We start from the raw sequence: 18,888 nt of genomic DNA, 5'->3' as shown, positions 1-18,888 counted from the left end.
AACAAACACTTGTATTGACATTGTTTGTTGGGAGGTTTTTGATTCGATGTATGTGAATAATAAAAAATGGTATGGGATTTGCTGCTTCATCATTCTATTCCTATCGCTTGTTATTTTGCCTATTGTACCGCAAACTATTGATGCCAAAACCAAATCAGTTGCCGAAGATACATATCAGGCGCCAAAGGCTCCAACAGCGATTTACCAAGTCAATACAACAAAAAAAATGGTAGCGTTGACATTTGACATCAGTTGGGGAGAAAAAACGCCTGGTCCTGTTCTCGATGTCTTGCAAGCAAAAAAACTGAATAAGGCAACGTTTTTTCTCTCCGGTCCCTGGACATTGCAACACGCGGAGATTGCCAAACGAATCAAAGATATGGGTTTTGAAATCGGCAGTCATGGACATGCTCATAAAAATTTTTCCGAATTTGACGACGCATGGATTGATGGTCAAGTTCGAAAAGCACAGGAAGCCATTTATCAGGTTACCGGCGTCAAGACAACTTTGATTCGCACACCGAATGGAGATTTTAACAAACGTGTATTGACAAAATTAAACGCAATGGGATATAAAGTCATCCAATGGAAAACCGATTCCCTGGACTGGAAAAATCCCGGTGTCAGTACGATTGTACAGCGTGTCGTGACAAAAGCTGTGCCAGGCGATATTATTCTCATGCATGCAAGCGATTCTTGTAAACAAACGGTGCAAGCACTGCCAACCATTATCGACGGATTGCGCCAAAAAGGTTATCAATTCGTAACTGTGTCAGAATTGCTATCGGAAGCCAATATTTCCTCAAAGGAATCCTAACTCCCGCTGCATATCAGTTCATAACTGCTGATTTCCCCTCAACCGGTGTTGAGGGTTTTATAATTTTACCAAGGATCAATAGGAGAAAGCTGTTGCATCCTAGCAAGATGATCCCCACCATTGTTTGCATACCGAGTTGCCCTGATAACTGCAATCCAGGGATCCACTCCACAATCGTAAACACATACATGAAAAATAAAGCCGGCAGAAACGCGCGCGCTCCCGCAAGTTTCGCCTTGATGCCCGCTGCAATTCCAGCAATCAGCAGCGGCCAGACGGCAAACCATAGATAGGGTGCATATGAGTCCATTGCCCCTTGCAAATCGTGGCGGAGAACAACAACATCGATACAGACAATTGCCAGAACGATCACTTGCAATGCATGCCAAAATCGAAACCCGCGCATGATAAAATTCAGGGTAAGATATGCCCAAAATCCCATTAAACTCGTTGCGCTTACAAATCCACCCGTAATCAAACCATTAATAGTCGAGATGTGAGCAAATAGCCCGGAAGATGCCAGGACGACTCCAAGCAACATCCCGCAACTGACTGCGCCAAGAATCAGCAGAAACAGCCGTTTTACATTCATACGATCACCTCATGGATACCGAACAATCAAAATCTGTATCATCTTCCATCATACCCTACAAGCTGAAATCTGTATATCTACATATCCTTGACACATATTAAAGAGAGGGACACCGCAGAGGAGGGACTTTTGTATGGGTCGAATCCGTTTCAATACGATTCTTACATTGACCGCAATACTGATTTTTGTGCTTTCAGGATGTGGTGCGGCTGCAAAACCGGAAGCTTCTGCACAGACATCTTCACAACCCAATTACAATGAAGTAAAAACAATGGTACTCGATATTTTGCATTCCCAACAAGGTTTAACAACTTTAAAAGACATTGCAAAAGATCCTGAATTTAAAAAATCTTTGGCGATTAACGAACAGGATATGCAGACAATATTGGAAAAAACCATGATGAAAAATCAAAATCAGGCATTTTTACAACAGCAAATGAAAGATCCAAAATTCGCAGCGGCTATTGTAAAAGCTTCAAAGACAGAATCGACACAAATTTTAAAACAGTTAATGGGAGATCCGGAATACCAAAAATCCATGTTGTCTTTGATGAAAACACCGGAATACCAAAAGATGTTAATGGATCTAACGAAAACACCAGAATATCGTCAGCAAACCATGAATATTATGACACAAGCGCTGCAAAACCCTGAATTTAAGCTGCTATTTATGGAAACGGTGAAAGAAGCCATAAAACAAGGGGCAACTGCACAACCGCAACAACAGAAATCGGGTAGCCAAAGCAAGGATAAACAAAGTCAACAAAGCCAATCTTCTGATGAAGGGTCTTAAGGCTGAAAAATCTGATCAAGGCGGAAAAAGTCTGATCGACACATAATAAAGTGCTGCATTTTTTGAACTTCTTGATATATTTATACAGACGCGTTGTTTTTCTTTGTCGAAGCAAACAGGATTTTGTTGTTTTTTGAAGAATGTATTAAATTCGGACCTTTTTGAAGTGGGATTCGGTAAAGCAATCCGCCGTGGAGTTTTGACTACTTTTTGAACATCTTTTTAAAGGTACATGTAATGCATTCTGCATAGCCGATTACTAAGATTTCTTTGTGAAAGGTTTTATAACAATGAAAAAGAAAAATTCCAACGAACAACAAAATAGAGAAGTTTTGAATCACACGTTTGCTGCACAAGCACAACAAGCAGCGCAAGGAAGGCAAGGAACACGGTCCAGGAAAAAGAAGAAATCGAAACTGCCGGTTTTGATTGGAACATTAGGTGTGTTGCTTTTACTTGGAAGCGGAGCGGGCTGGTATGTTCTCGCTTCACCGTTGCAAGCACATACCAGAATTATGCCTTCTGATCAAAATACTAACTTCAATTCAGGAGCAAATTCCAATCAATCGCAGCAAGATGCAAGCGACATGCTCAGCCAGCAGCGGATCAATATTCTTTTAATCGGTACGGATACTCGACCGGGTGAATCGGAGTTGGCCAGCAACACAGACTCTTTAATCCTGGCCAGCCTTGACATGGAACATAACCGTATTGAAATGCTTTCCATTCCAAGGGATACGAGGATCGATATTCCCGGACACGGAATGGACAAGATCAATGCGGCACTGCCGATTGGCGGAATCAAGTTGACGGAGCAGCTTGTCGCAGACTTGATTGGCCAGCCGATCGATTACTATGCCATTACAAAATTCGGAGGCCTGAAAGGTATCGTCGATACGGTTGGCGGTGTGACAATCAATGTCGACCGCAATATGTACTACAATACGGGAGATACGCAAGACAACATTATCGACTTAAAGAAAGGCTTGCAAACACTGAATGGCAGTCAGGCACTCGGATACGTACGATTTAGGGAAGACGCCCTTGGAGACATCCAACGTACGATGCGTCAACAAATCTTTTTGCAAGCGCTGAAAGATAAGCTGTTGTCCATACAGACAATCCCTAAACTGCCGAGTATCATCCAACAATTCTGGAGCATGTTTAATACCAATTTACCTCAAAGTGATGCATTAAAGCTGGCAACCCGGGCAGAGATTTTCTCGCATCAGCCTGTGATTCATGAGACATTGCCGGGCAGTTTTGAAACCATCAACGGAGTCAGCTATTGGAGAGTCAACCAGTCGGAAGCAAAATACGTTGCAAATGAATTTTTGAATGATGGAAAGGTCATTCAAAACCCGGTACAAGATCCGGAAACTACGATTAATTGGACACCGTCTTCCAGCAACCCGTCGACCGGCACGGCTTCCAATCAAGCCAATGATGCGAACGGGGCTGGCACAGGCACAAATACGGGAACGAATGCAAATGCAAATGCAAACAGTCAGACAGGCGGCAATCAAAATTCGACTGCTTCAACAGACAATTCATCAAATTCTGCCAATTCGGGCAATCCATCGGCAACGAGTCCATCCAATCAAGAAGGGACTGCACAAGCGCCATTAAACGTAAGATCCGGACCCGGAATGAATTATCGAATCTTGACGTCATTACATGTTGGTGAACATGTAACAATTCTGAAAAATGAAGGCAGTTGGGATAAAATTGCATTATCAAACGGAACGATCGGATACGCTTCCGCTTCCTATATCTCGAATCATTGATAACGCGTGAACGGAAATAAAATAAAACGGATGGGGCGGACCTATATATTGAGTCCCTTCATCCGTTTTTTGTCGTTGTTTTTTGTCGTTGACTTATTTGCGGGAAGCTGCGGTCTGTCCAAGCCTTTCAGCTACATCATCCGCTAATGCTGCGTATGCTTTGCCTTGGGAAGATTCCGCAGCAAAAATTCCTGTTCCCTCATTTGCAGCAACTCCTAATGGTATCTGCTGCAACAATGGAACCTGCAGCGCTTCTGCCAAACGCGCACCGCCCCCTTGCCCGAATACATACGTACGGTCCCCACATTTGCCGCATTCGAGGTAAGACATATTCTCAATCACACCGAGGATTTCATGATTGGTCCGTTTCGCCATCAAACCAGCGCGGACCGCAACTTCCGATGCATTGGACTGTGGTGTCGTTACAAGCAATTCTTTGCTTTTGGGAAGCATTTGATGGATATCCAATGCGACATCCCCCGTACCAGGCGGCAGATCCAGCAGCATGACATCCACATCGCCCCAATGCACTTCATTAAAGAAGTTGCGAATCATTTTCCCAAGCATGGGGCCACGCCAGATGACTGGACTATTTTCCGGAACAAAAAATCCCATGGAAACAATTTTTACGCCTTCTTTTCCCACAGGAATAATGACGTTGTCAACAACTGTCGGTTTGCGATCCCCTAATCCAAATATATTGGGAATACTAAATCCATATATATCTGCATCGATGACTCCGACGCGAAGGCCTTTTCGAGCCAAGGCAACCGCCAAATTCGCCGTTACTGTCGATTTACCCACTCCACCTTTGCCGCTTGCCACAGCAATAAATTCCGTCTTGGAATCCGTTGCCAACAATGGCGACTGATGCTCAGGACGATCACCACGCAATGTGGAAGTAAACTTCGCCCGCTCCTCATCCGTCATCGTTCCCAATACCACTTCAGCGGATCGAATTCCCGGGACATTCAGAAGAGCCTTTTTTACGTCATTTTCAATGACTGTCCGCAGCGGGCAACCGCTAATTGTCAAAGCGACTTCAACCTTGACGTGGTCGCCCTGAATATCCACGGAGCGTACCATATTCAACTCGACAATACTTTTATGTACTTCTGGATCCTCGATTGGCCGCAGCGCGTCTAGAATTTGTTGTTCTGTTACCAAATCGGTCACCTCCTGTAATATTCAATGATGTTCCTATCAAAACAGCCCGCTGGCTGATATCATTCTCATTGTACCTTTTTTTCAAATGATTGCACAGTGAAAATCGTCACTCTTTCTGTACAACTTACGATTTCCTGGCAGTTCACAAACAGCGTAATTCGCAAACAAAACGCCATGGGACAATTCTTTAGAGCCGGCCAAGCTTTTCACTGTAATATTGAACAACTGCAGTATAAATGCAAGCAGCTATTGTTTGTTGATATGCTTTTGTTTTTAATTTTGATGATTCTGTCGGATTTGAGATAAATCCGACTTCAGCAAGTACAGCCGGTACATCCGCATGTGTCATCAAGTAGATCCCTTCAATTTGCTTGACTTGGCGATTCGTTGGAATCAAATGATTTTGAAACGAACGCTGTACCAGATTGGCAATTTCTTTGCTCGACTCATCGTCCTTTGGATAAAAGGTTTGTGCACCTGACCACTGCGGTGAAGGATCTGCATTTGTATGGACAGATATAAATAAATCAGGCTTCGCATTCCGGATGATTTGCAACCGGCTTTTCAGATCTGCAGTTTTACGTTTGCTCAATCCCTGCAAATCAGATGGCGCCAAATCTTTGTCAATATCTCTGGTCAAAACTACATGGGCACCGGCTTGTACCATCAGATCCCGTAAATACAGGACAATCGGCAAAGTAACCGTTTTTTCCATTGTCCCGTCAGGCCCTTTCGCTCCCCCGTCAACACCGCCATGGCCTGCATCAAGTACAAACGTCTTTCCTTCCAATGGCATGCGAAACACGGCTGTCGTCGGCTTGGCCCAATATATATCTGACACATACAATACGCCGGCAAAGAGCATTGTGAAAATAAGCAAAAAAGCGGATTTCCGTCGCTGCATTAAGATCCTCCTGACATAGAAAAGATAGAACAATCCAACGTCAAAACGCACACATATGGAGTATATGTACATGCATGGACATTCATCCCTCGATTGCCAGGCAGAAAAAGAAAAAAGGTTGTCTGCACTGCAGACAACCTTGCCGTGTGTTCTATTCATAACACGAAACACGATACAAAAATTTGTATCTTTCATACAATTTGATGCAAATCCTTAACGCGTGATGCAAATCATTAACGTTTCGAGAATTGCGGTGCACGACGAGCAGCTTTTAGGCCGTATTTCTTACGCTCTTTCATCCGTGGATCACGGGTTAAAAAGCCGGCTTTCTTCAAAGCTGGACGAAGCTCAGGGTCTGCTTTCAAAAGAGCACGAGCAACGCCATGACGAATGGCGCCCGCTTGACCGCTGTTACCGCCGCCATAGACGTTAGCCAAAACATCATATTTTGCAAGTGTTTCAGTTAACAATAACGGCTGCTTTACGATTAATTTTAAAGTTTCAAGACCAAAATAGTCATCAATACCGCGTTTGTTAATTACAATATTTCCATCGCCAGGAATGAGTCGTACACGTGCAACTGAATGCTTACGACGACCTGTACCCCAATACTGTACTTGTGCCACAGGGCCAACCTCCTTTATTGTTCGTTACGCGATTCCCAAGGAATCGGTTGTTGTGCGCTGTGCGGATGCTCAGGCCCCGCATAAACTTTGAGTTTTTTGAGTTGCGCTCTTCCCAAAGTATTGTGAGGAAGCATACCTTTAACAGCCAAGTACAGAACGTTTTCTGGACGCTTTCCGCGTAAAATTTCAAGTGCGCTTGCACTTTTTAATCCACCTGGATAACCAGAATGACGACGATAGAGCTTGTCTGTTAATTTCTTGCCTGTAAATACAACTTTCTCTGCATTCACTACCACTACAAAGTCTCCAGTATCTACATGTGGTGTAAATTCTGGCTTATGTTTACCGCGCAGGATTGTAGCAATCTCAGTCGCAAGACGTCCAACAGTCTTTCCTGCTGCATCAATACTATACCATTTGCGTTCCACGGCGCCTGGTTTCGCCATGTAAGTTGTACGCATGGAATTCCCTCCTAGGCTTTCATGATATTTTTCATTGCCCGGGGCTAGTGGGAATGTAAAATACCATGAAATATTTTACGAAATATTCAACGAATAGTCAATACTTGATCTGCAAAAATGATCTATATAATCTATATCGAGCATGTAGTTTAAACAGTTACATGCCAAAAGAAGAAACAAACCTGTCCAGTTGCTGCCGGTCATAATACACTTGCCATAAACTTAACCCGTGTGCCGGTGCGGTTATACCTGCTTTCGTCCGATTTTTTTGTCGAAGCATTTCAACAATATGTTCAGGCTTCCATCGCCCAACACCCACTTGAAGTAATGTACCAGCCAGAATTCGCACCATATTGTACAAAAAGCCGTTACCGGTACAATACAAATGAAGCAACTGGCCTTCCTCAATCAGTGTAATGGAGTAGATCGTTCGGACTTTATCATCAACCGGACTCGATGCACCGCAAAAGCTTGTGAAATCATGAGTACCAATCAAATATTGACTTGCTTCATACATGAGCGGGAGATTCAGCCGCCGCGGATGATGAAATGCATACCGATGTAGAAATATATCCGGAACCTTCCCGCGATCCACTGTATACCGATACGTTTTTCCGACGGCAGAAAAACGCGCATGAAAATCATCCGGCATCATCTCCGCTTCACGTACACACAGATCATTCGGAAGACGAGTATTTAAAGCAATCGGCCATTTCTCAGCAGGAATGCTGCAGTGTACTTTTGCGGAGATGACTTGTCCGATCGCATGCACACCTGCATCCGTTCTGCCAGATCCTTCGACATGAAGCGGGTGTTTTACTACATTTGACAATACATCTGTAAAAACACCTTGAACAGTCCGAAGTCCTGGCTGCATTTGAAATCCATGAAAATCAGTGCCATCATAGCTTACAATAAACTTGACGGTTTCCGTTATATTCGATTGTACCTGTCCATGTCCGCCCACAACCGCTTAGATCCTCGCATATAGAGTAAAAGAGTACAAAAGACAATGCAGAGAACGATTCAATACTTGTGTCGCCCTTACGAATCATTCAGAACACACTGCATTCCATAATCGCATCGACAACCGTTAATAGCAAAAGATCATCCTCTAACACTACCTGTCCATTAGAGGATGATCATAATCAAATGTATACAACAAACGGAAACCCGATCTTAAAACTTGTATCCGAAAAAAGTTTAAACCAATTCCAAATATACCATTGGAGCTGCATCTCCACGGCGTGGTCCAAGTTTCAAAATACGTGTATACCCGCCATTACGTTCTGAGAAACGAGGTGCAATTTCAGAAAAGAGTTTTTGAACAACATCTTGTCCAGTTGCTTCGTCCGCGATCTCAGGGCGTACAAAAGCAGCCACTTGACGACGAGCGTGCAAGTCACCGCGCTTGGCAAGGGTAATTAACTTTTCAGCAATTGAACGAATTTCTTTCGCTTTCGCTTCCGTTGTCTCAATCCGCTCATAAATAAACAGGTCCGTTACAAGACTTTGAAACAAAGCTTTACGAGCACCTGTACGCCGTCCAAGTTTACGATATGCCATTGTCCAGCCCTCCTCCTCATCGTATGATTCATCGCACTTAAGGTAATAGATTTAGTAAGGTTAATCTTCTTTGCGCAAACCAAGACCCAAATCCTGAAGTTTCTCCTGAACTTCTTCCAGAGATTTGCGACCGAGGTTACGAACTTTCATCATTTCTTCTTCTGTCTTGGAGCAAAGTTCTTGAACGGTATTAATGCCCGCACGCTTCAAACAGTTGTAAGAACGAACAGATAAGTCAAGTTCTTCAATGGTCATTTCAAGGACTTTTTCTTTTTTGTCATCCTCTTTTTCGACCATAATTTCAGCTTCTTTGCCCTTTTCTGTCAAACCTACAAACAGCATCATATGCTCTGTCAAAATTTTCGCTCCGAGACTGACAGCTTCATCCGGATAAATACTGCCATCGGTCCATACTTCCAATGTTAATTTATCATAGTCAGTATTCTGTCCGACGCGCGTATTTTCAACCGTATAGTTCACTCGAGAAATAGGAGAATAGATAGAGTCAATCGGAATCACACCAATTTCATGGTCAGGTTTTTTATTCCGATCTGCCGGTACATATCCACGACCCGTATTTGCGTAAATCTCCATATACACTTTTGCGTTTGGCGCAAGTGTTGCAATATGAAGATCCGGGTTTAAGATCTCAACATCAGAATCTGCGCGGATATCTCCCGCTGTAATTACACCTTCTCCATCTGCTTCGATGATCAGCGTCTTTTCTTCATCAGAATGGATTTTTAAAGCAAGACGCTTTAAATTGAGAATGATTTCTGTCGTATCTTCTACAACGCCGGGGACAGTGGAAAACTCGTGCAAGACTCCTTCAATCTTTACTGAGGTTGCAGCAGCACCAGGCAAAGATGAGAGCAAAATGCGGCGCAAAGAGTTCCCCAGAGTCGTACCATAACCACGCTCCAGGGGCTCTACCACAAATTTTCCATGCGTACCGTCATTAGCAATCTCGACAGTTTCAATTCTCGGCTTTTCAATTTCGATCATGCACGTAACCCTCCTTCTCGACAACTCAATCTATCAATGAGGTTTGCGTAGCTGAGGGTGATACACTGCCGAGTGACTGGGGATTAACGCGAGTACAGCTCGACGATCATCTGTTCAGCTACCGGAACATCGATCTCATCTCGAGCAGGTATACGAACAATACGCCCGGTCTGAGTGTTCAGATCACGTTCCAACCATGCTGGAGCCGTTCGATTTTGCGCAAATTCAAGTAAATCTTTAAAGCGCGGAGATTGCAGGCTTTTCTCACGAATACCAATTACATCTCCAACGCGTGTTAAATAAGATGGAATATCTACACGCTTGCCATTGACTGTAAAGTGTCCATGGCGAACGAGTTGTCGAGCTTCCGCACGAGAAGCAGCAAAACCCAATCGATAAACGACATTATCTAAACGGCTCTCGAGGATTTGCAGTAAATTTTCACCTGTAATACCTTTACGGCGACTTGCTTCTTGGTAATAGCCGCGGAATTGTTTTTCAAGAACTCCGTAAACACGGCGAGCTTTTTGCTTTTCGCGTAATTGCAGACCATATTCAGAAAGCTTTTTGCGTCCTTGCCCATGTTGGCCAGGGGCATAGGCACGACGGTCGATCGCACATTTATCGCTGTAGCAACGATCGCCTTTCAGGTACAATTTCACACCTTCACGACGGCATAGACGGCATACAGCATCAGTGTATCTTGCCATTCTAGTATTGACACCTCCTGCAAGGATTATACATAAAACTGAATAATATTTTTATATTTCGGCATACTAACCGTTTAGGATTTCAAATCAGTAATTTAGACACGACGACGCTTTGGTGGGCGGCAACCGTTATGCGGGATCGGAGTAACGTCTTTAATCAGGTTAACTTCCAATCCGGCTGCTTGTAAGGAACGAATTGCAGCTTCACGACCAGCACCAGGTCCCTTTACGAAAACTTCAACAGACTTCATACCATGTTCCATCGCAGCTTTAGCAGCTGCTTCCGCTGCCATTTGCGCTGCAAACGGAGTGCTTTTACGAGAACCCTTAAACCCAAGTGCACCAGCACTTGACCATGAAATTGCTGCACCGGTGGGATCTGTAATCGTTACGATGGTATTGTTGAACGTTGATTTGATATGTGCAACACCAACTTCGACGTTTTTCCGATCGCGACGTTTTGGACGTGCTGTCGCAGTACGTTTCGCTTTAGCCATCTCTAGAATCCCCCCTTATTATTTCTTCTTACCGGCTACCGTACGACGAGGACCTTTCCGTGTACGAGCATTTGTTTTGGATCTCTGCCCGCGAACCGGAAGACCGCGACGATGGCGAATACCGCGGTAGCAGCCAATTTCAATTAAACGTTTGATGTTGAGAGCAACTTCCCGACGAAGATCCCCTTCAACTTTAATGTTTTTGTCAATATACTCACGAAGCTTGCTTACTTCGTCTTCTGTGAGATCACGCACACGTGAATCCGGATTGATTCCAGTTTCACTCAAAATTTTATTAGAAGTCGAGCGCCCAATTCCAAAAATATAGGTGAGGGCAATTTCGACCCTTTTTTCACGAGGCAAGTCAACACCTGCAATACGTGCCATGAATCGATTACACCTCCTAGGTGAATTTTCTTTTCAATTGCAGAAACAAAATCTATATCTACAACAGGAACCATAGGTATTCACAAGAGAATCAGCCGCACTACGTTCCGTGTTGAACCATAACGATTTATTATATTATACAAAACTTATTCAAGTCAACAGATAAAAAGCCATTAGCCTTGACGTTGTTTGTGTTTTGGATTCTCGCAAATGACCATAACGGTTCCTTTGCGACGAATGATCTTGCACTTTTCGCAAATGGGCTTCACTGAAGGCCGCACTTTCATTGCTGATTCCTCCTTATGGTAAGTCCTTAATTACTTAAACCGATACGTAATGCGACCACGAGTTAAATCATATGGAGACAATTCTACCGTAACACGGTCACCAGGCAAGATCCGTATATAATTCATGCGAATTTTACCGGATACGTGAGCAAGGATCTTATGTCCATTTTCCAACTCGACGCGAAACATTGCATTCGGCAATGGTTCGATCACAGTACCTTCAACCTCGATGACATCATCTTTGGCCATTCCATTTACTCCTCCTTCAGTCTGAATATCCATATCGAATGCAACAAACGTATCGAATGCAACAATGAATTTTACAATCTCGTCAGGATTTCCGGACCGTCATCCGTAATTGCAACCGTATGTTCAAAATGTGCTGCATACTTGCCATCTACCGTAACAACTGTCCAATTATCCGCTAACGTTTTGACATGATAGGAACCAGCGTTCACCATCGGCTCAATCGCCAGTACGATTCCATTTTTCAATCGCGGTCCGCGTCCCGGCGGCCCATAATTCGGAATTTGGGGATCTTCATGCATTTCGCGACCGATACCATGTCCAACATATTCCCGAACAATTGAAAATCCTTGTGCTTCTACGTACGTCTGTATAGCATGCGAGATATCAGACAGACGATTTGTCGTCGTAGCCTGTTCAATGCCTTTATATAATGACTCTTCGGTAACCTGAAGCAAACGCGTGGCTTCATCCGAAATCGTGCCGACCGGATATGTCCAGGCAGAGTCACCATGGTATCCGTGGATATGTGCACCAATATCGATGCTGATAATATCCCCGTCCCGCAATACGCGCGAACCAGGTATCCCATGCACCAGTTCTTCATTGACTGAAGCACAGATCGAGGCAGGATACCCATGATACCCTTTAAAGGATGATTGTGCGCCTTGCGAACGTATAAACGCATCAGCGATATCGTCGAGTTCTTTCGTTGTAATTCCCGGACGAATTGCCTGTTTTAACTCTTGATGAGTCAATGCGACGATTCTGCCCGCTTCACGCATCAGTTCTAATTCATGTTTGGACTTACTAACGATCATTCTAAAGCACCTCGTAAAACCTTAGATATCTGCTGAAACACCACATCGATTGGCGCATCGCCGTCAACCGTGTGTAAAACGCCTTTTTCCCGGTAATACGCAAGTAACGGCTCCATTTGTTTTATATTCACATCAAGTCTGGTTGCAACTGTATCTTCATGATCATCCGGGCGTTGAAAAAGTTCACCGCCACATTTATCGCAAATCCCTTCCTGCTTCGGAGGATTAAAGATGACATGGTATGCAGAACCACAAGACCGACATACACGACGACCCGTCAAACGTGGAAGAAGGAGAGAACGATCGACATGCAAATGAATGACGGAATCTATTTTTTTCTCAAGTTCCGACAGTACATCGTCCAACGCTTGCGCTTGTGGGACTGTCCGTGGAAATCCATCCAATAAAAATCCGGCATCACAATCCTCTTTTGACAAACGTTCTTTCACAATGCCGATTGTGACATCATCCGGTACCAGCAGACCTTGATCCATATACTGCTTTGCTTGTAACCCAAGTGGTGTTCCTTCGCTCACTGCTGCGCGAAACATATCGCCAGTTGAAATATGCGGTATGCCAAATTCCCGAACAATCCGTTCCGCTTGCGTGCCTTTACCTGCACCAGGCAAACCCATAAAAAGTATTTGCATTCTTCTCCCTCCAACTCTCACAAAGTCACGAGCACGCCCTAGCGAATAAAACCTTTATAATGACGCTGCAACAACTGACTTTCCAACTGCTTCATCGTTTCAATCGCTACCCCGACCACAATTAGAAGCGAAGTTCCGCCGAAGTATATTCCGCTCAAGCCCGTTGTACCTAGAAACAGGATAGGAAGCACGGCAACAGCAGCCAAAAAAAGTGAACCGGCCAACGTTATGCGATTCATAATTTTGGTAATGTAGACTGTTGTCGGTTTTCCCGGCCGAATTCCAGGAATATATCCGCCGTTCTTTTTCATCTGATCAGATAATTGTACAGGATTCAATTGTACAAACGTATAAAAATACGTAAACCCGATAATGAAAAACACTTCTAATATAACATACGTTACAGAGCCGGGACTAAAAGTCGCCTGAAACCATTCCGCAATCGGATGAGCGCCAGGCCGTCCAACAAAAAAACTGGCTACTTGCGCTGGCAAAAACAAAAGAGAAGTTGCAAAAATGACCGGGATTACCCCTGCGGTATTTACTTTTAACGGGATATGTGTAGATTGACCGCCGTACATTTTGCGTCCTACAACACGTTTTGGATACTGCACAGGAATTCTTCGTATGCCTTCATAGACAAATACGATCCCGGCAGTGATCAAAACAATTCCGATCAATAAAATTACAACTTTAACGATATTGATAAACAATTGGTCGGGATGTTGATAAAACCAGCTTGTGTAAATTGTTTCAACACCTTTGTAGATCCTTGAAATAATACTGGCAAATATCAAAATCGAAATTCCGTTTCCAATCCCTTTATCAGTAATTTGTTCACCCAGCCACATCAAAAACGCCGTTCCCGCAGTCAGAGTGAGCGCAATCAATGCATATGTTGCAAAGCTTGGATTTACAATCAAACCTGCAGCCTGTCGACCAAATGAGAGTGATAATCCTACAGATTGAACCAATCCCAAAACAACTGTCAGATAACGAGTAACAGACGTAATTTTACGTCTGCCAGACTCCCCCTCTTTTTGCCAATCTTCAAAACGTTTAATCCCACCCATCGTCAATAGCTGGATAATAATTGACGCTGTAATATAGGGATAAATACTCATGGCAAAAATAGAGAAGTTTTGGAGAGCACCCCCGGAAAAGGTGTTGAGCAAACCGAAAACCGGGTTGTCTCCAATCTTTTTCAGAACAGTTGCATCAACATTCGGCACAGGAATAAAAGTTCCAATACGGTAAACCGCGAGCAGCGCCAATGTAATTAATACACGGCTGCGCAACTCAGCGATCTTCCAAATGTTCACAAATGTCCGGAACAATTAAATCACCTCAACTGTACCGCCAGCAGCTTGAATTTTCTCAACTGCTGATTTGGAAAATGCATTCGCACGAACGGTAAGTGAGACAGCCAATTCACCTTGACCCAAAATTTTGACACCATCAAGTGCTTTACGAATCACTCTTTTTTCCAAAAGCAACTCTGGTGTTACAACAGCTCCCGCTTCGAATTTATTCAATTGATTGAGATTGACAATTGCAAATTCGGTAGCAAAAACTGTGTTATTGAAACCACGCTTTGGCAAACGTCTGAACAAAGGTGTTTGACCACCTTCAAAACCTGCACGAACACCGCCGCCAGAACGAGCATTTTGCCCTTTATGACCGCGAGTCGATGTTTTGCCGTGTCCAGATCCAATACCCCGACCTACGCGTTTGCGAGTATGTTTGGAACCTTCTGCTGGTTTTAATTCGTGTAATTGCATGGTTGCACCTCCTTGATACGTAAAATGTGTTACGCTTCGATCTCTTTAACCTCAACGAGATGGCTTACCTTTTGAACCATACCTCGAATTCCCGGCGTATCATTATGAATAACGGATTGCTGAATTTTTTTCAAACCCAATGTACGTACTGTCAAACGTTGATCTTCCGGACGTCCGATCAGACTACGCTTGAGGGTAATTTGCAATTTAGCCACTGCATTCTCCCCCTTAACCTAAAATCTCTTCTAAAGATTTGCCACGAAGTTTTGCAACTTCTTCCGGACGATGAATGCGACGCAACCCGTCAATCGTTGCATTAACCATATTCATGGCATTTGAAGAACCAAGAGATTTTGTAACAATGTCTTTGATGCCGGCTAATTCTAAAACTGCACGAGCTGGACCACCGGCGATAACTCCAGTACCTTCTTTTGCAGGTTTAATCAAAATCTTGCCTGCTCCGAACCGTCCAACGATATCATGCGGTACAGTCGTTCCCTGAAGAGGAACTGAAACAAGATTCTTTTTCGCGTCTTCAATACCTTTACGGATTGCTTCCGGAACTTCTCCTGCTTTCCCAAGGCCTGCGCCGACATGTCCATTTCCGTCACCAACAATGACAAGAGCACTGAAGCTGAAGCGCCGACCACCTTTAACAACCTTAGCTACGCGGTTAATCGCAACAACCTTTTCAGAAAGCTCAAGCTGACTTGGATCAATACGCATGGTGTTACCTCCTTCTTCTAAAGTGTTCTAGAAATCAAGACCTGCTTCACGGGCAGCGTCTGCCAATGCTTGAATCCGTCCATGATATAAATACCCGCCGCGATCAAACACGACTTCTTTAAATCCTTTTGCGAGCGCGCGTTTTGCTACCAATTCGCCGACTTTTTGAGCGGCCTCAACGTTTCCGCCGTTTGTAATAGAATCCCGCAATTCAGGATCTACTGTTGAAGCAGAAACTAATGTGCTGCCTTTTGCGTCATCGATTAATTGTGCATAGATATGTTTCGAAGAACGGAACACATTCAAACGTGGACACTCCGAAGTTCCGGCAATTTTTTTCCGAACCCGGAAGTGACGACGTTTACGAGCTTTATTTTTGTCCGATTTCGTAATCATCCGATGTCTCACTCCTTTCAAGCAACATCATAATTATTTCTTACCAGTTTTACCGACCTTACGAATAATCCGTTCGCCTTCATATTTAATCCCTTTGCCTTTGTAAGGCTCCGGTTCACGATATGCGCGAATTTGAGCAGCAATAACTCCGACTTTCTCCTTGTCAATACCTTTTACGATTACTTTGTTCGTAGCAGGCACATCAAATTCAATTCCCTCTTCCGGAACAACTTCGACAGGATGGGAAAAGCCCAAGGACAACGTCAACTTGTTTCCGGACTTCGCTGCACGATATCCAACGCCGACCAATTCAAGAGCACGTTCAAAACCTTTTGTAACACCTTCGACCATATTATTCACAACGCTTCGAGTCGTACCATGCAAGCTGCGATGCAACTTTTGATCAGAAGGACGTTTTACATTAATTTCGCTGTCAGCAATTTCAACAATCATATCCGGATGCAACGCACGAGTTAAAGAACCTTTAGGACCTTTAACTGTCAATACGTTACCATCGAGTTTCGCTTCAACACCTGCCGGGATTGCAATAGGTTTTTTACCGATACGAGACAATTCATACACCTCCGTTCACTAAAGAAGTCATTACCATACGTAGCAGAGCACTTCGCCGCCGATTCCAGCACGACGTGCTTGTTTGTCTGTCATCAAACCGTGCGATGTAGAGATGATCGCCATCCCCAATCCACCTAAAACTCTTGGTAATTCATCGTTTTTCGTATATACCCGCAATCCTGGCTTACTGATACGCTTCAATCCAGTAATTACGCGTTCTTGATTGGATCCGTATTTCAAGAAAATACGTAGAATCCCTTGTTTGTTATCAGGAATAAACTCGGCATCACGAATAAATCCTTCTTCTTTTAAAATGTTGGCGATGCTGCGTTTCATGTTGGAAGCTGGAACTTCCACCTGCTCATGACCAACAGTATTGGCATTGCGGATGCGAGTCAACATATCTGCAATTGGATCAGTCATTACCATGAAGTATACCTCCTTCCCTTAAATCCTCTATTACCAACTGGCTTTCTTAACACCAGGAAGTTGTCCTTTGTACGCTAGCTCCCGGAAGCAAATCCGGCAAATTCCGAACTTCCGCAAAACGCTGTGCGGGCGCCCGCAAACACGACAGCGTGTATACGCTCGGCTGCTGAATTTAGGCTTCCGTTGGGCTTTTGCAATCATGGATTTCTTAGCCATTTCCATTTACCTCCCACGGATTAATTTCGACGGACAGCTATGTCAAATGTGGTTCTATTCTTATGCTTGACGGAAAGGCATTCCCATTTCTGTCAATAAAGCGCGTGCTTCTTCATCAGTATTGGATGTAGTGACAATGACAACATCCATACCACGGAGTTTATCGATTTTATCATAATCGATTTCCGGGAAGATCAATTGTTCTTTCAAACCAAGCGTATAGTTGCCGCGTCCATCAAACGCCTTTGGAGATACACCGCGGAAGTCACGTACGCGAGGAAGCGCAACGTTGAACAATTTATCCAAGAAATGATACATGCGTTCACCGCGCAGCGTTACCTTCGCACCGATCGGCATATTTTCACGAATTTTAAAACCGGCAATGGATTTTTTCGCCCGCGTGATCACAGGTTTTTGACCAGCGATCAATTGCAGATCTTCAACAGCCGTATCCAAGATTTTCGGATTTTGAACAGCTTCTCCAAGCCCCATGTTGATAACGATTTTCTCAATCTTGGGAACTTGCATAACGCTGCTGTAATTAAATTTTTTCATCAAAGATGGCACAACGTTTTGTGCATAGAACTCTTTTAATCTCGCCATTTAAGGAACCTCCTTTCCGACCTGGTTACTTATCGATGACTTCACCAGATTTTTTTGCATACCGAACTTTTGTTCCATCAGCTAAAATTTTCTTGCCAATACGAGAAGGTTGACCGGTCTTCGGATCCGCAATCATCACATTCGAAACATGAATCGGCGCTTCCCTTTCGATGATGCCTCCTTGCGGATTTGCAGCATTTGGCTTCGTATGACGCTTAATCATATTGACACCTTCAACAAGGACGCGGGCATCGGAAGGATATGCAGCCAAAATCACGCCTTTTTTTCCTTTATCTTTACCGGCAATGACTACAACTTCATCGCCTTTTTTTACATGCAGTTTTGCGTTTGCCATACTTACACCTCCTTCGAGGACTCATCCTCCAATTAAAGAACTTCTGGAGCTAAGGAAATGATTTTCATGAAATCTCTTTCGCGTAATTCACGAGCAACAGGGCCAAAAATACGAGTTCCACGTGGGCTCTTGTCTTCTTTAATAATAACTGCCGCATTTTCGTCAAAACGGATATACGAACCATCTTCACGACGAACGCCACGCTTCGAACGCACGATTACAGCTTTTACAACGTCGCCTTTCTTGACAACGCCACCGGGTGTTGCGGATTTTACAGAAGCAACGATAATGTCACCGATATTCGCAGTACGGCGATTGGATCCGCCAAGCACACGGAAACACATAATTTCTTTCGCTCCCGAGTTGTCAGCCACAGTTAGTCTTGTTTGAGCTTGAATCACTGTGGAAACCTCCTTTCAAACTGTAATGAAATGCACTCTTGAGTACGATTCACAAAAGTTAACACGCTCTATCAATAATTGTGCCGGTTTGG

The 18,888-nt window shown here is 43.9% G+C and carries 29 protein-coding genes; 3 read left to right on the top strand and 26 right to left on the bottom strand.

The genetic code is table 11. The features are described from left to right. Positions 1-46: 46 nt before the first annotated feature. Complete coding sequence (gene pdaB / locus LSG31_RS06750) at positions 47-817, top strand: polysaccharide deacetylase family sporulation protein PdaB (protein ID WP_347438620.1); 771 nt, start codon at positions 47-49, stop codon at positions 815-817. Between the two features lie 13 nt (positions 818-830). On the opposite strand, the gene LSG31_RS06745 is transcribed toward pdaB, so the two are convergent. Next, positions 831-1,409, bottom strand: coding sequence for a KinB-signaling pathway activation protein (locus tag LSG31_RS06745; RefSeq protein WP_347438619.1), 579 nt, complete (start codon positions 1,407-1,409; stop codon positions 831-833). A 133-nt stretch (positions 1,410-1,542) separates the two neighbouring features. On the opposite strand from LSG31_RS06745, the gene gerD reads away from it, so the two are divergent. Next, positions 1,543-2,202: a spore germination lipoprotein GerD gene (gene gerD, locus LSG31_RS06740; protein WP_347438618.1), complete on the top strand. Its 660-nt coding sequence runs from the start codon at positions 1,543-1,545 to the stop codon at positions 2,200-2,202. A gap of 290 nt (positions 2,203-2,492) precedes the next feature. Continuing rightward, the gene (locus LSG31_RS06735; protein ID WP_347438617.1) at positions 2,493-3,989 is read left to right on the top strand and encodes an LCP family protein; all 1,497 of its coding nucleotides are present in this window, start codon (positions 2,493-2,495) and stop codon (positions 3,987-3,989) included. Positions 3,990-4,082: 93 nt separating this feature from the next. Here the strand turns inward: LSG31_RS06735 and LSG31_RS06730 are convergent, their stop codons facing one another. The 25 genes from LSG31_RS06730 to rplN all read right to left on the bottom strand — a co-directional run bounded on the left by LSG31_RS06730 (position 4,083) and on the right by rplN (position 18,796). Further along, positions 4,083-5,156 carry an Mrp/NBP35 family ATP-binding protein gene (locus tag LSG31_RS06730; protein WP_347438616.1) on the bottom strand — a complete coding sequence of 358 codons (1,074 nt, stop codon included), beginning with the start codon at positions 5,154-5,156 and terminating at the stop codon, positions 4,083-4,085. 187 nt (positions 5,157-5,343) lie between these two features. Next, the gene (locus LSG31_RS06725; RefSeq protein ID WP_347438615.1) at positions 5,344-6,060 is read right to left on the bottom strand and encodes an N-acetylmuramoyl-L-alanine amidase; all 717 of its coding nucleotides are present in this window, start codon (positions 6,058-6,060) and stop codon (positions 5,344-5,346) included. Positions 6,061-6,293: 233 nt separating this feature from the next. Next, complete coding sequence (rpsI, locus tag LSG31_RS06720; RefSeq protein WP_347438614.1) at positions 6,294-6,686, bottom strand: 30S ribosomal protein S9; 393 nt, start codon at positions 6,684-6,686, stop codon at positions 6,294-6,296. Between the two features lie 14 nt (positions 6,687-6,700). Then, positions 6,701-7,147: a 50S ribosomal protein L13 gene (gene rplM, locus LSG31_RS06715; protein WP_347438613.1), complete on the bottom strand. Its 447-nt coding sequence runs from the start codon at positions 7,145-7,147 to the stop codon at positions 6,701-6,703. A 157-nt stretch (positions 7,148-7,304) separates the two neighbouring features. Next, positions 7,305-8,114 carry a tRNA pseudouridine(38-40) synthase TruA gene (gene truA / locus LSG31_RS06710; RefSeq protein WP_347438612.1) on the bottom strand — a complete coding sequence of 270 codons (810 nt, stop codon included), beginning with the start codon at positions 8,112-8,114 and terminating at the stop codon, positions 7,305-7,307. A gap of 236 nt (positions 8,115-8,350) precedes the next feature. After that, complete coding sequence (rplQ, locus tag LSG31_RS06705; protein ID WP_347438611.1) at positions 8,351-8,713, bottom strand: 50S ribosomal protein L17; 363 nt, start codon at positions 8,711-8,713, stop codon at positions 8,351-8,353. 60 nt (positions 8,714-8,773) lie between these two features. Continuing rightward, a complete protein-coding gene (locus tag LSG31_RS06700; protein WP_347438610.1) occupies positions 8,774-9,718 on the bottom strand; it encodes a DNA-directed RNA polymerase subunit alpha in 945 nt (314 codons plus the stop codon). Between the two features lie 83 nt (positions 9,719-9,801). Beyond that, positions 9,802-10,428 carry a 30S ribosomal protein S4 gene (rpsD, locus tag LSG31_RS06695; protein WP_347438609.1) on the bottom strand — a complete coding sequence of 209 codons (627 nt, stop codon included), beginning with the start codon at positions 10,426-10,428 and terminating at the stop codon, positions 9,802-9,804. Between the two features lie 95 nt (positions 10,429-10,523). Next, positions 10,524-10,925, bottom strand: a complete 402-nt coding sequence (rpsK, locus tag LSG31_RS06690) for a 30S ribosomal protein S11 (RefSeq protein ID WP_347438608.1) — start codon at positions 10,923-10,925, stop codon at positions 10,524-10,526. 18 nt (positions 10,926-10,943) lie between these two features. After that, positions 10,944-11,312, bottom strand: a complete 369-nt coding sequence (gene rpsM / locus LSG31_RS06685) for a 30S ribosomal protein S13 (protein ID WP_347438607.1) — start codon at positions 11,310-11,312, stop codon at positions 10,944-10,946. A 173-nt stretch (positions 11,313-11,485) separates the two neighbouring features. Then, positions 11,486-11,599, bottom strand: coding sequence for a 50S ribosomal protein L36 (gene rpmJ / locus LSG31_RS06680; protein WP_347438606.1), 114 nt, complete (start codon positions 11,597-11,599; stop codon positions 11,486-11,488). A gap of 30 nt (positions 11,600-11,629) precedes the next feature. Next, positions 11,630-11,848, bottom strand: a complete 219-nt coding sequence (gene infA, locus LSG31_RS06675; protein WP_096180994.1) for a translation initiation factor IF-1 — start codon at positions 11,846-11,848, stop codon at positions 11,630-11,632. A gap of 71 nt (positions 11,849-11,919) precedes the next feature. Continuing rightward, positions 11,920-12,666 carry a type I methionyl aminopeptidase gene (map, locus tag LSG31_RS06670; RefSeq protein ID WP_347438605.1) on the bottom strand — a complete coding sequence of 249 codons (747 nt, stop codon included), beginning with the start codon at positions 12,664-12,666 and terminating at the stop codon, positions 11,920-11,922. After that, positions 12,663-13,316, bottom strand: a complete 654-nt coding sequence (locus tag LSG31_RS06665) for an adenylate kinase (protein ID WP_347438604.1) — start codon at positions 13,314-13,316, stop codon at positions 12,663-12,665. The genes map and LSG31_RS06665 overlap by 4 nt, the downstream gene beginning before the upstream one ends. Before the next feature lie 38 nt (positions 13,317-13,354). Continuing rightward, positions 13,355-14,653, bottom strand: coding sequence for a preprotein translocase subunit SecY (secY, locus tag LSG31_RS06660; protein ID WP_347438603.1), 1,299 nt, complete (start codon positions 14,651-14,653; stop codon positions 13,355-13,357). Continuing rightward, positions 14,654-15,097, bottom strand: a complete 444-nt coding sequence (gene rplO / locus LSG31_RS06655) for a 50S ribosomal protein L15 (RefSeq protein WP_347438602.1) — start codon at positions 15,095-15,097, stop codon at positions 14,654-14,656. A gap of 29 nt (positions 15,098-15,126) precedes the next feature. Then, positions 15,127-15,312: a 50S ribosomal protein L30 gene (gene rpmD / locus LSG31_RS06650; RefSeq protein WP_347438601.1), complete on the bottom strand. Its 186-nt coding sequence runs from the start codon at positions 15,310-15,312 to the stop codon at positions 15,127-15,129. A 13-nt stretch (positions 15,313-15,325) separates the two neighbouring features. Then, complete coding sequence (gene rpsE, locus LSG31_RS06645; RefSeq protein ID WP_347438600.1) at positions 15,326-15,823, bottom strand: 30S ribosomal protein S5; 498 nt, start codon at positions 15,821-15,823, stop codon at positions 15,326-15,328. 27 nt (positions 15,824-15,850) lie between these two features. Then, on the bottom strand, positions 15,851-16,219 hold the full coding sequence (rplR, locus tag LSG31_RS06640) for a 50S ribosomal protein L18 (protein WP_347438599.1): 369 nt from the start codon (positions 16,217-16,219) through the stop codon (positions 15,851-15,853). Between the two features lie 33 nt (positions 16,220-16,252). Next, the gene (gene rplF / locus LSG31_RS06635; RefSeq protein WP_347438598.1) at positions 16,253-16,792 is read right to left on the bottom strand and encodes a 50S ribosomal protein L6; all 540 of its coding nucleotides are present in this window, start codon (positions 16,790-16,792) and stop codon (positions 16,253-16,255) included. Positions 16,793-16,822: 30 nt separating this feature from the next. Further along, on the bottom strand, positions 16,823-17,221 hold the full coding sequence (rpsH, locus tag LSG31_RS06630) for a 30S ribosomal protein S8 (RefSeq protein ID WP_347438597.1): 399 nt from the start codon (positions 17,219-17,221) through the stop codon (positions 16,823-16,825). Positions 17,222-17,251: 30 nt separating this feature from the next. Continuing rightward, positions 17,252-17,437 carry a type Z 30S ribosomal protein S14 gene (locus LSG31_RS06625; protein WP_347438596.1) on the bottom strand — a complete coding sequence of 62 codons (186 nt, stop codon included), beginning with the start codon at positions 17,435-17,437 and terminating at the stop codon, positions 17,252-17,254. Between the two features lie 60 nt (positions 17,438-17,497). After that, positions 17,498-18,040 carry a 50S ribosomal protein L5 gene (gene rplE, locus LSG31_RS06620; RefSeq protein ID WP_347438595.1) on the bottom strand — a complete coding sequence of 181 codons (543 nt, stop codon included), beginning with the start codon at positions 18,038-18,040 and terminating at the stop codon, positions 17,498-17,500. Between the two features lie 25 nt (positions 18,041-18,065). Then, the gene (gene rplX / locus LSG31_RS06615) at positions 18,066-18,380 is read right to left on the bottom strand and encodes a 50S ribosomal protein L24 (RefSeq protein WP_347439453.1); all 315 of its coding nucleotides are present in this window, start codon (positions 18,378-18,380) and stop codon (positions 18,066-18,068) included. A gap of 47 nt (positions 18,381-18,427) precedes the next feature. Beyond that, the gene (rplN, locus tag LSG31_RS06610; protein ID WP_347438594.1) at positions 18,428-18,796 is read right to left on the bottom strand and encodes a 50S ribosomal protein L14; all 369 of its coding nucleotides are present in this window, start codon (positions 18,794-18,796) and stop codon (positions 18,428-18,430) included. Positions 18,797-18,888: the final 92 nt, after the last annotated feature.

It is taken from the genome of Fodinisporobacter ferrooxydans, assembly GCF_022818495.1.
In the GTDB taxonomy this organism is placed as follows: domain Bacteria; phylum Bacillota; class Bacilli; order Tumebacillales; family MYW30-H2; genus Fodinisporobacter; species Fodinisporobacter ferrooxydans.
This window is presented reverse-complemented; position numbering and strand designations above follow the sequence as displayed.

Excerpts from the sequence above, each read along its gene's own strand:
- pdaB (WP_347438620.1), top strand. The coding sequence starts at position 47 with ATGTATGTGAATAATAAAAAATGGTATGGGATTTGCTGCTTCATCATT.
- LSG31_RS06745 (WP_347438619.1), bottom strand. The coding sequence starts at position 1,409 with ATGAATGTAAAACGGCTGTTTCTGCTGATTCTTGGCGCAGTCAGTTGC.
- gerD (WP_347438618.1), top strand. The coding sequence starts at position 1,543 with ATGGGTCGAATCCGTTTCAATACGATTCTTACATTGACCGCAATACTG.
- LSG31_RS06735 (WP_347438617.1), top strand. The coding sequence starts at position 2,493 with ATGAAAAAGAAAAATTCCAACGAACAACAAAATAGAGAAGTTTTGAAT.
- LSG31_RS06725 (WP_347438615.1), bottom strand. The coding sequence starts at position 6,060 with ATGCAGCGACGGAAATCCGCTTTTTTGCTTATTTTCACAATGCTCTTT.
- rplM (WP_347438613.1), bottom strand. The coding sequence starts at position 7,147 with ATGCGTACAACTTACATGGCGAAACCAGGCGCCGTGGAACGCAAATGG.
- rplQ (WP_347438611.1), bottom strand. The coding sequence starts at position 8,713 with ATGGCATATCGTAAACTTGGACGGCGTACAGGTGCTCGTAAAGCTTTG.
- LSG31_RS06700 (WP_347438610.1), bottom strand. The coding sequence starts at position 9,718 with ATGATCGAAATTGAAAAGCCGAGAATTGAAACTGTCGAGATTGCTAAT.
- rpsD (WP_347438609.1), bottom strand. The coding sequence starts at position 10,428 with ATGGCAAGATACACTGATGCTGTATGCCGTCTATGCCGTCGTGAAGGT.
- rpsK (WP_347438608.1), bottom strand. The coding sequence starts at position 10,925 with ATGGCTAAAGCGAAACGTACTGCGACAGCACGTCCAAAACGTCGCGAT.
- rpsM (WP_347438607.1), bottom strand. The coding sequence starts at position 11,312 with ATGGCACGTATTGCAGGTGTTGACTTGCCTCGTGAAAAAAGGGTCGAA.
- rpmJ (WP_347438606.1), bottom strand. The coding sequence starts at position 11,599 with ATGAAAGTGCGGCCTTCAGTGAAGCCCATTTGCGAAAAGTGCAAGATC.
- infA (WP_096180994.1), bottom strand. The coding sequence starts at position 11,848 with ATGGCCAAAGATGATGTCATCGAGGTTGAAGGTACTGTGATCGAACCA.
- map (WP_347438605.1), bottom strand. The coding sequence starts at position 12,666 with ATGATCGTTAGTAAGTCCAAACATGAATTAGAACTGATGCGTGAAGCG.
- LSG31_RS06665 (WP_347438604.1), bottom strand. The coding sequence starts at position 13,316 with ATGCAAATACTTTTTATGGGTTTGCCTGGTGCAGGTAAAGGCACGCAA.
- rplO (WP_347438602.1), bottom strand. The coding sequence starts at position 15,097 with ATGCAATTACACGAATTAAAACCAGCAGAAGGTTCCAAACATACTCGC.
- rpsE (WP_347438600.1), bottom strand. The coding sequence starts at position 15,823 with ATGCGTATTGATCCAAGTCAGCTTGAGCTTTCTGAAAAGGTTGTTGCG.
- rplR (WP_347438599.1), bottom strand. The coding sequence starts at position 16,219 with ATGATTACGAAATCGGACAAAAATAAAGCTCGTAAACGTCGTCACTTC.
- rpsH (WP_347438597.1), bottom strand. The coding sequence starts at position 17,221 with ATGGTAATGACTGATCCAATTGCAGATATGTTGACTCGCATCCGCAAT.
- LSG31_RS06625 (WP_347438596.1), bottom strand. The coding sequence starts at position 17,437 with ATGGCTAAGAAATCCATGATTGCAAAAGCCCAACGGAAGCCTAAATTC.
- rplE (WP_347438595.1), bottom strand. The coding sequence starts at position 18,040 with ATGGCGAGATTAAAAGAGTTCTATGCACAAAACGTTGTGCCATCTTTG.